This is a genomic window from Aeromonas sp. QDB18 (assembly GCF_027705325.1).
GTDB lineage: Bacteria > Pseudomonadota > Gammaproteobacteria > Enterobacterales > Aeromonadaceae > Aeromonas > Aeromonas caviae.
In genome coordinates, this window is record NZ_JAPDBQ010000165.1 from 1 (window position 1) to 8799 (window position 8799).

Genomic DNA, 8799 nt, shown 5'->3' on the forward strand with positions numbered 1-8799 from the left:
GTCGATACGCATAAAAAAATCCGAAACCCAACAAGGAGTTTCGGATTCTTACACAGCCTGAGGATCGGTCAATGGATTCTTAACTGATCGGCATTAGCTCCCTCGGGAGCCCTTTTTCATGTCAGCAATTTGCTTAGCGCTTGATTTTCTTGGGGTTGGTGTAGCCCCAGACGGTGTACATGTCCGCCAAGAGGGCACCGTTGTACTCCTCCAGATCGGATTGTTTCACCTCGGCATCACCCTGGCGTCCGAACAGGACCACCTCGTCACCGGGTTTGATCCCCTTGATGTCGGTGACGTCCACCATGGTGGTGTTCATGGAGGTCTTGCCCACGACGGGGGCCTTCTGGCCATGGATCAGCACATAGGCCTTGTTGCTCATGGCGCGGCGGTAGCCGTCGGAGTAGCCCATCGGCAGGTTGGCCAGCAGGGAGTCGCGCTTGAGGGTGAAGGTGCGGTCATAGCCGACGGTGTTGCCCGCCGGGTAGTGGTTGACGGAGGCGACCTGGGTCTTGAACGCCATCACCTTCTTGTACTCGGTGTATGAGGGAATGGTGTCGCCATAGATGATGCCGCCCGGGCGCACCATGTCAAAGTAGGCTTCCGGCACTTCCAGGGTGGCGAAGGAGTTGGCGGCGTGGATGGTGAGCTTGCTGCGATCCAGCTTGCCGGCGTCGATGAGCCACTGGTAGTCCAGCTTGAACTGGGCCAGCCCCAGCTTGACGTCCTCTTTCTCCTCCACTGGGAAGTGGGTCATGATGCCGACCGGGGTGATCCCCTTGAGCTTGAGCATGGCCAGGGCATCGGCCTTGGCATCGTCCTGGCGCAGATCGATGCCGTTGCGGCTCATGCCGGCGGAGTTCAGGCCGATGTGCACCGGGATGTTGGTGTGATGGCGCTGGGCGATGTCGGCGATCCCCTTGGCGCTCTCCAGGCTGCCGATGAGCTCTTCCAGCTTGTAGGGCAGGGCGTGCTCCACTTCATCCGGGGTGGCGGCACGCACCCGCATCAGGCGACCTTCGAAGCCCTTCTCGCGGGCAACACGTGCTTCTTCGTTGCTGGCGATGCCGATGCAGGGGATGCCTGCCTTGACCACCGAGGGGACCAGCAGGTCGATGCCGTGACCGTAGGCGTCCGCCTTCATGATGGCGCAGATCTGCGGGCCCTTGTCACCGAGGCGATTCTTCAGGGTCTGGATGTTGTGCTCGAAGGCACCGAGATCCACTTCCAGCCAGGCGTTGGCGGCGGTCTGTTCCTGACCGTTGCGGTGGTCGTCGGCGAGCGGCAGGTAGGGGGCGGCGACCGCCTGGCCGGCCAGCAGGCCAAAGATCAGGGTCGCGAGCAGTGTTTTCTTGTGCATGGGGCAAGTCCTTTCTTATTGTCTTGAGTTGAGGCTGGGCTCATCGCTGAGGCGAGCTGCGGCAGGTCTGGTCATGGCATGTTGCTATGCTAATGATATATTTCACTTTTTATCCAGATGCCGACTCTGGGAGTGTATCTCAACGGCGTCAATCGTGGCACGTGTTGCAGGAAGAAAATATGAAGCTGACGTTGCGGATTCCACCGTTGCTGCTGTTCGTCGTCATCGTGCTCGCCATGTGGCTGGGGCGGGGCGAGGGGAGGGCAGCGCCCCTGTGGCTGGTGCTGGTCGCCACGCTGTGGCTGGCGGGCGCCCTGCTGGGAGGCGGTGCGCTTCTGCATTTCTGGCAGCAGCGCACCACCGTGCACCCCCAGCGGCTGGAGAGCAGCCGGGTGCTGGTGACTCGGGGCGTCTATCGCATCAGCCGCAATCCCATGTACCTGGGGCTGCTCTGCTGGACCCTGGCGCTGGCGTGCTATCTGGGAGGCATGGCAGTGTGGCTCGGGCCGCTGCTGCTCTGGGGCTGGCTTACCCGCTTCCAGATCCTGGCAGAGGAGCAGGCGCTGCGGCGACAATTCGGCGATGCCTATGACGACTATTGCCGGCAGGTCAGGCGCTGGTGCTGAGGCGCGGCGTGCCCCATCAGGCATATGACAACGGCCCGCAGAGGCGGGCCGTTGTCATGGGGGTCAGGGGGGATCACGCCTTGGCGGTGTCCACCTCGCCGAGGGGGGCGGTCTCCCCCAGGCTGTCTTCGCTCTTGGCCACCACGCTCGCGGCGATGGCGTTGCCCAGCACGTTGGTGGCGGAGCGCCCCATGTCGAGGAAGTGGTCGATACCGAGCAGCAGCAAGATGCCCGCTTCCGGGATGTGGAACTGGTTGAGGGTGGCGGCAATCACCACCAGGGAGGCGCGGGGCACCCCGGCCATCCCCTTGGAGGTGACCATCAGCAGCAGCAGCATGGTGATCTGCTGGGCCGTGGAGAGCTCGATGCCATAGGCCTGGGCGATGAACATCACCGCGAAGGTGCAGTACATCATGGAGCCGTCCAGGTTGAAGGAGTAGCCCATGGGGAGCACGAAGCTGGCGATGCGCTTGTCGCAGCCAAATTTCTCCAGCCTATCCAGGGTCTTGGGGTAGGCCGCCTCGGAGCTGGCGGTGGAGAAGGCCAGCAGGATGGGCTCGCGGATGAGGGCGAGCAGGGTCAGGATGCGGCGGCGGATGAAGAGGCTGCCCATGGCGATGAGCAGCAGCCATAGGCAGCCGAGCGCCAGATAGAACTGGGCCATGAAGGTGCCATAGGTAGCGAGGATGCCGAGCCCCTCCTTGGCGACCATGGCGGCGATGGCGCCAAACACCGCGAACGGGGCGAAGTTCATCACGTAGCCAGTCACCTTGAGCATGATCTCGGCGCCGCTGGCCATCAGCTTGACCACGGGCTTGGCGTCGTCCCCCAGGGCGGCGGCGGCCAGCCCGAAGAAGAGGGAGAAGACCACGATCTGCAGGATCTCGTTGGTGGCCATCGCCTCGACCACGCTTTTCGGGATGGCGTGGGTCACGAAATCCTTGAGGGAGATGGCGGTGGCAACCACGCCTGAGCTGGTGCCGTCATCGGGCAGGGAGAGGGAGAGCCCCACCCCAGGTTGCATCAGGTGGACCATGACCAGCCCCAGGGTCAGGGACATCAGGGAGGCGAGCATGAACCAGCCCAGGGTCTTGACGCCGATGCGGCCCACGGTGCGGGTGTCGCCCATCTTGGCGATACCGACCACGAGCGTGGTGAACACCAGGGGGGCGATGATCATCTTGATGAGGCGCAGGAAGATGTCGGTCAGCAGGGTGATGTCATCGGCAAAGCCTGCGGCCTGTGCGGGCGCGAGCAGGCGATAACCCTGCCCGGTCACGATGCCAAGCAACATCGCAATGAGGATGGCAACGGTCAACTTGTTCATTTTCATGGGGGAGTTCCGGTTTCGATAGGTGCAATGCCTGTGCAGGCGGCGAGGGGCCGCCTCAGTCCTTTTTTGTGATCCGGGCGGTGGAATCCAGACAGCCGGTGTGCTGGAGCATGCCTAATCGCGAAGGGGAAATCCAGTGACTTGTTTCGGAGTTTTGTACTGTTGTTAGCTACATTTGATATGCATCTTGTGATTTATTTGTATTAATCGCTGTTTATTTTAATTTTTGCGAGATAAACGGCCTCCATGCTCTGCGCGTCTCGGGGGCTGGCCTCCAGGGTGAAGACGAGCAGGGCCGAGGTGCGATGTTCCACCTGCATGTCGTCCATGAAGGTGTCTGGCTCGTACTCGTCGAACCCGAATTGGGGGCGGGTCGGGGTGACCCTGACGGCATCCCGCGACAGGGTCAGCGTCTCGACCCGAATCCAGGGGTATCCCTTTGCCAGTGCCACCTCACCGGCCCGCTTGAGCACGTATTTGCGCGCCGTTTCCCTGTCCACCAGATCGTTTCCCACAAACTCCAGTTGCCAGCGGGCCGGGCCAAGCTGGGTCTGTGAAAAACCGGTCTGGCCATTCCAGAACGATTTTTCACTGTCATAGGCGGTGGCGCAGCCCGCGAGCTGGCCGACCAGCAGGGCGCTGAGGGCAAGGGTGCAGAAAGTACGAAGGGAAGGCAACATGATGCGGGCCGCTTGGCAAAGGGGGTTTTACTACAGCATAAAGGGGTTGGAGAGACAATCGCGGCGGAAGACCATAAAAGAAAAGGCCTTGTCGTCTGACAAGGCCTTTCTCGGGGAATTTGGTCGGTGTGAGAGGATTCGAACCTCCGACCCTCTACACCCCATGCAGATGCGCTACCTGGCTGCGCTACACACCGACGGAGTCAGCTCGGCTGACGGGGAGGGAGTTTATGGAGATGCCCCGACCCTGTCAACAGGGGAAATTCAGGTTCGAGATCGTTTGCCTGCTTTGCGAGCAACTTCGGATCAAAGTGCGACCAGTGGTGCATTTTGTCGGCACCTCACCGCTGTCTTGCAGGAAAAACGGCCACCCGGAGGTGGCCGTTTGGCGTGATGCTCTCAAGCCGAGATCAGCGGTTGAAGGTCAAGCGCTTGCCCAATACCTTGTCGGTGACTTGGCCGTTCTGCCAGGCTATTTGCCCGTTGACCAGGGTCATCTCAAGCAGGGCGCGCTGGAAGCGGTCATCATCCAGATCAGCGGTTGAAGGTGAGTCGCTTGCCCAATACCTTGTCGGTGACTTGGCCGTTCTGCCAGGCTATTTGTCCGTTCACCAGGGTCATCTCGATGGTGCTCTGGAAGCGGTAGCCGTTGAACGGGGACCAGCCGCACAGGTAGAGCAGGTTGCTGTCGGTGACCACGTAGGGCTTGCCGAGATCCAGCAGCACCAGGTCGGCGAAGTAACCTTCCCGGATGTAGCCGCGATCCTGCACCTGGAAGCGCTCGGCCACCGCGTGGGAGGTCTTCTTGACGATGGTTTCCAGGCTGAAGACCCCGTTGTGGTAGAGCTCCAGCAGCGCCTGCAGGGAGTGCTGTACCAGGGGCACGCCGGACGGCGCCTTGAAGTAGCTGTTCTGCTTCTCTTCCCAGGTGTGGGGAGCGTGGTCGGTGGCGATGATGTCGAGCACGTCGTTGCGTACCGCATCCAGCAGGGCGTGCTGGTCGGCAGCGCTCTTCACCGCCGGGTTGCACTTGATCTGGCTGCCCAGGGTGTCGTAGTCCGCCTCGTTGAAGAAGAGGTGGTGGACGCACACTTCGGCGGTGATGTTCTTGTCCTTGAGATCCTTCAGATCCGGGGTGGCGGTAAAGAGTGAGAGCTCTTTCGCCGTGGTCAGGTGCAGCACGTGCAGCTTGGCGCCGTACTGCTTGGCCAGGGAGACCGCCATGCTGGAGGATTTGTAGCAGGCGTCCGCGCTGCGGATGCGGCCGTGCTCGCGCATGGGCACGTCTTCGCCCCACTTGGCGCGAGCTTCGTCTTCCAGCACCTTGATGGACGGGGTGTCCTCGCAGTGGGTGACGATCATCACCGGGCTCTCGCGGAAGATGGCTGCCAGGGTCTCCTGGTTGTCCACCAGCATGTTGCCGGTGGAGGCCCCCATGAAGATCTTGATGCCGCAGGACTGCTTGGGATCGAGCTTCTTGATCTCTTCCAGGTTGTCGTTGGTGGCACCCAGGTAGAAGCTGTAGTTGGCGGCGGCGGAGTTGGCGGCGATCTGGTATTTGGCTTCGAGGGCGTCGATGGTGGTGGTCTGGGGATTGACGTTGGGCATTTCCATGAAGCTGGTGGTGCCACCGGCCACGGCGGCCCGGGATTCACTGGCGATGGTTCCCTTGTGGGTCAGGCCGGGCTCCCGGAAGTGGACCTGATCATCGATCATCCCGGGGATGAGATGACGGCCCGTTGCATCGATCACCACGGCATCGGGGGCACTGATGTCCGGGGCGACGCGGGCGATCCGCTCACCCTCGATCAGGACGTCGGAGGCATAGATGCGGCCTTCGTTGACCAGGGTGGCATTCTTGATAAGCAATTTGTTCATGGGGGGTTCCAGTTCCTTTGCCGATAATCCGGGGTCATAATATCGCAAACTGCACTTTCTCTGTAGCAAGGCCTGAGTAATGAAGTTATTTGTTAGAGATTTGACTGTGATCGATTCCAGCTATTTATGCGAGCGCCGCGGCATGGTGGGCGAGAGCTGGCTGGTGGACATCGAGATGAGTGGCGAACTCAACGAGATGAGCATGTTGCTGGACTTCGGTCGGGTGAAGAAGCTCATCAAGTCGATCATCGATGAAGAGGTGGATCACAAGCTGCTGGTGCCGACGGAATGTCCCCTGGTCCATGTCCACGCGCTGGACAACGACGAGAGCACCGTGGATCTGCTGCGTCCGGGTCGCGCCATTCACCTGCGTTGCCCGACCCAGGGCTTTGCCTTCATTCCCGCCCCCCAGGTGGATAAAGAGTCGGTGACCCGCTATCTGCTGGGGGTACTGGCCAAGCGTCTGCCCGGCAACATCAAGGATCTCTCCCTGACGTTGCGCTCGGAGCGCATCGAGGGCGCTTTCTATCACTACAGCCACGGCCTCAAGAAGCACGACGGCAACTGCCAGCGCATCGCCCACGGCCACCGCTCTCCCGTCGAGATCCTGGTGGACGGGGAGCGTGACGAGGAGCTGGAGTTCAACTGGGCCGAGCGCTGGGCCGACATCTACCTGGGCACCGAAGAGGACAGGGTGGCCCTTGGCGAACTCGCCCTGAGCGAGCGGGCCGAGGCGTCACTGAAAGAAGGGGACACTCACTACATCGGCTTCAAGTACGTGGCGCCCCAGGGGCTGTTCCAGCTCGCCATGCCGGCGGCGGAGGTGGAGATGATCGACACCGATACCACCATCGAGTTGCTGGCCCACTACATCGCCCGCGAGGTGAAGAAGCAGGTAGGGGACAAGTTCGTCAAGATTGTCGCCTATGAAGGGGTCGGCAAGGGCGCCATCGCCTACGCCTGATCCCGCGCCGCATGCCAGTAAAAAGCAAGGCCCCGCCAATGCGGGCAATGCTGTTCAGATAAGCACATTTTTGACTAATTATTCATAAATGCGACTTGAGTTGGGGGAGCAAGGCTGTTTCCAGTCGATGTTCCTTCAGCCTTTATCCAGCGTGGCTTGCAATAGAAAGAGGGAGGCATCATGCCTCCCTCATTTTTTAGCCCTGATACTACGTGGACTGGAACTCAAATTCTCTTAAGTGAACAGCATTGCCGCCAATGCGGGGCCTTGTCGTATCGGGTCGTGGCCATCAGGCACTGAGGCGGAAGCGCTGGACCAGCCCCTCCTGCTGCTCGGCAAGGGAGTCGAGCTGCTGGCTGGTCTCGGCGACCCGCTCTATGCCCTGATAATTGAGATCCGAGATGTCGGAGATGCGGTTGAGGTTGGTGGCGATGTCGGCGCTGGTGGCCTGCTGCTGCTCGGCGGCGGAGGCTATCTGGCTCGACATGTCGCTGATGAGCACCACGATGCCCTGCACCTCTTCCATGGCGTTGTTGGCCTGGGAGCTCTGATCCACGCAACTGTCCATCTCGCGGGAGCACTCCTGCATCACGTTGACCGCCCGGGCGACGCCTTGCTGCAGGTTCTCGATCATGGTCTGGATTTCGCTGGTGGACTGGGCGGTGCGACCGGCCAGGTTGCGCACCTCGTCGGCCACCACCGCAAACCCGCGTCCCTGCTCGCCGGCACGGGCCGCCTCGATGGCGGCGTTGAGGGCCAGCAGGTTGGTCTGCTCGGCGATGCCGCGGATGACGTCGAGGATGTTGCCAATCTGGCCGCTCATGGCGCTCACGTCGCCAATCACCTTGCCGGTCTGCTGCAGCTTGCCCGCGAGCTGATGGGTGGTGGTGATGTTGCCTGCCATTACCTTGCGCCCCATCTCGGAGGCCTTCTCCACATCCTGCACCCGCTCCAGGGTCTGGTTGGCGGCCTGGGCCACCTCCCGCACCGAGGCCTCCATCTGGGTCATGGCGGCGGCGACCGAGGCGGTCTCCTGACGCTGTTTTTCCAGATCCGCCCGCACCGATTCGGTGGTGTGGCGGTTGTCGTGGGCGGCGCTGTTGAGCTGGGTCGACGCCTGGGAGAGCTGCTTGAGCACATCCCCCATCTGGTGGATCAGCAGGTTGATCTGGCTGGCGAGCTGGCCGAATTCGTTCTGGCTCTTGAAGCCGACGCGCTGGGTCATGTCACCCTGGGTCACCTCGGTCAGCACCCGCAGCAGCTCTTTCAGGGGGCGGCGGATGGCCTTGCCCAGGGTGAAGGCCACCAGGATGGCGACGAAGATGGCGATGGCGATGCTGATCCCCTGGGTCAGGGTACTCTGGGTCTGCACCCGATCGGAGGCCTGGATGCTGGCGTTCATCAGCTGCTGGCTCTGGGCGGTGATCCCCTCCAGCTTGTTCTGGATGCTGAGGATGAGCTGGCTCGCCTGCTTGCTCTGCTCGCGCATGGCCTGCTGTTGCTTCATCAGGGCCAGGTATTGGGAGAGCACGCCGTCATTACCCGTGGTGTCGCGCACGAAGCCATGGACGTAGTGGCCCATGTTGTTGTCGAAGTCCTTGAGCTCCCCCTGGAGATCCTTGATGGTGCTGTTGAAGCCCTCGATCTGCATCTTGTTGCGCTTGAGCGCCGCCTCGATGGGGGCGGGGATGCTCTGGTTGAGGGCATCCATGGTGGAGAGCTCGATGGCGGAGAGCTTGGTGGTCAGGGTCTCGGAGAGCATCTTGATGAAGCTGTCGTCGATGGTGACCATCATGTCCCCCAGGTTCTTCTTGAACTGGGGCAGGCTGACCTGGAACTGGCCCTTGGCCTGATTGACCTTGTGCAGCCGGGTGAGCAGGGCAGGGTGAGAGCGTGAACATCCTGTTAAATTTCAGAGAGTTTTTGCAGGCCAGCTGCGAGCACAGTGTCCAGATAGT

The 8799-nt window shown here is 61.4% G+C and carries 7 protein-coding genes, 1 tRNA gene and 1 pseudogene; 3 read left to right on the forward strand and 6 right to left on the reverse strand.

What is annotated here, in order from left to right:
* Positions 1-133 precede the first annotated feature (133 nt).
* Positions 134-1360: an alanine racemase gene (gene alr, locus OKC30_RS18315; protein ID WP_270665138.1), complete on the reverse strand. Its 1227-nt coding sequence runs from the start codon at positions 1358-1360 to the stop codon at positions 134-136.
* Between the two features lie 179 nt (positions 1361-1539).
* On the opposite strand from alr, the gene OKC30_RS18320 reads away from it, so the two are divergent.
* Positions 1540-1986, forward strand: a complete 447-nt coding sequence (locus OKC30_RS18320; protein WP_010674336.1) for a methyltransferase family protein — start codon at positions 1540-1542, stop codon at positions 1984-1986.
* Between the two features lie 73 nt (positions 1987-2059).
* Here OKC30_RS18320 and OKC30_RS18325 read toward each other — a convergent pair whose 3' ends face one another.
* The 3 genes from OKC30_RS18325 to OKC30_RS18335 form a co-directional block, all read right to left on the reverse strand.
* Positions 2060-3319 carry a dicarboxylate/amino acid:cation symporter gene (locus tag OKC30_RS18325; RefSeq protein WP_045525467.1) on the reverse strand — a complete coding sequence of 420 codons (1260 nt, stop codon included), beginning with the start codon at positions 3317-3319 and terminating at the stop codon, positions 2060-2062.
* Between the two features lie 203 nt (positions 3320-3522).
* On the reverse strand, positions 3523-3999 hold the full coding sequence (locus OKC30_RS18330) for a CC0125/CC1285 family lipoprotein (protein ID WP_041212844.1): 477 nt from the start codon (positions 3997-3999) through the stop codon (positions 3523-3525).
* A gap of 120 nt (positions 4000-4119) precedes the next feature.
* Positions 4120-4196, reverse strand: a tRNA-Pro gene (locus tag OKC30_RS18335).
* 33 nt (positions 4197-4229) lie between these two features.
* On the opposite strand from OKC30_RS18335, the gene OKC30_RS18340 reads away from it, so the two are divergent.
* Positions 4230-4544 carry a hypothetical protein gene (locus OKC30_RS18340; protein WP_270665135.1) on the forward strand — a complete coding sequence of 105 codons (315 nt, stop codon included), beginning with the start codon at positions 4230-4232 and terminating at the stop codon, positions 4542-4544.
* On the opposite strand, the gene OKC30_RS18345 is transcribed toward OKC30_RS18340, so the two are convergent.
* Complete coding sequence (locus OKC30_RS18345) at positions 4534-5877, reverse strand: dihydroorotase (protein WP_039038976.1); 1344 nt, start codon at positions 5875-5877, stop codon at positions 4534-4536. The two genes, OKC30_RS18340 and OKC30_RS18345, sit on opposite strands and share 11 nt — an antisense overlap.
* 79 nt (positions 5878-5956) lie before the next feature.
* Here OKC30_RS18345 and OKC30_RS18350 point away from each other — a divergent pair, with 79 nt between their 5' ends.
* Positions 5957-6841: a 6-carboxytetrahydropterin synthase gene (locus OKC30_RS18350; protein ID WP_160837923.1), complete on the forward strand. Its 885-nt coding sequence runs from the start codon at positions 5957-5959 to the stop codon at positions 6839-6841.
* Positions 6842-7130: 289 nt separating this feature from the next.
* Here OKC30_RS18350 and OKC30_RS18355 read toward each other — a convergent pair.
* Positions 7131-8729, reverse strand: a pseudogene (locus OKC30_RS18355) (methyl-accepting chemotaxis protein); the annotation flags it as partial.
* Between the last annotated feature and the right edge of the window lie 70 nt (positions 8730-8799).

Bases quoted from the DNA above. Each gene is read 5' to 3' on its own strand.
- OKC30_RS18320 (WP_010674336.1), top strand. From the start codon at position 1,540: ATGAAGCTGACGTTGCGGATTCCACCGTTGCTGCTGTTCGTCGTCATC.
- OKC30_RS18345 (WP_039038976.1), bottom strand. From the start codon at position 5,877: ATGAACAAATTGCTTATCAAGAATGCCACCCTGGTCAACGAAGGCCGC.
- OKC30_RS18330 (WP_041212844.1), bottom strand. From the start codon at position 3,999: ATGTTGCCTTCCCTTCGTACTTTCTGCACCCTTGCCCTCAGCGCCCTG.
- OKC30_RS18325 (WP_045525467.1), bottom strand. From the start codon at position 3,319: ATGAAAATGAACAAGTTGACCGTTGCCATCCTCATTGCGATGTTGCTT.
- OKC30_RS18340 (WP_270665135.1), top strand. From the start codon at position 4,230: ATGGAGATGCCCCGACCCTGTCAACAGGGGAAATTCAGGTTCGAGATC.
- OKC30_RS18350 (WP_160837923.1), top strand. From the start codon at position 5,957: ATGAAGTTATTTGTTAGAGATTTGACTGTGATCGATTCCAGCTATTTA.
- alr (WP_270665138.1), bottom strand. From the start codon at position 1,360: ATGCACAAGAAAACACTGCTCGCGACCCTGATCTTTGGCCTGCTGGCC.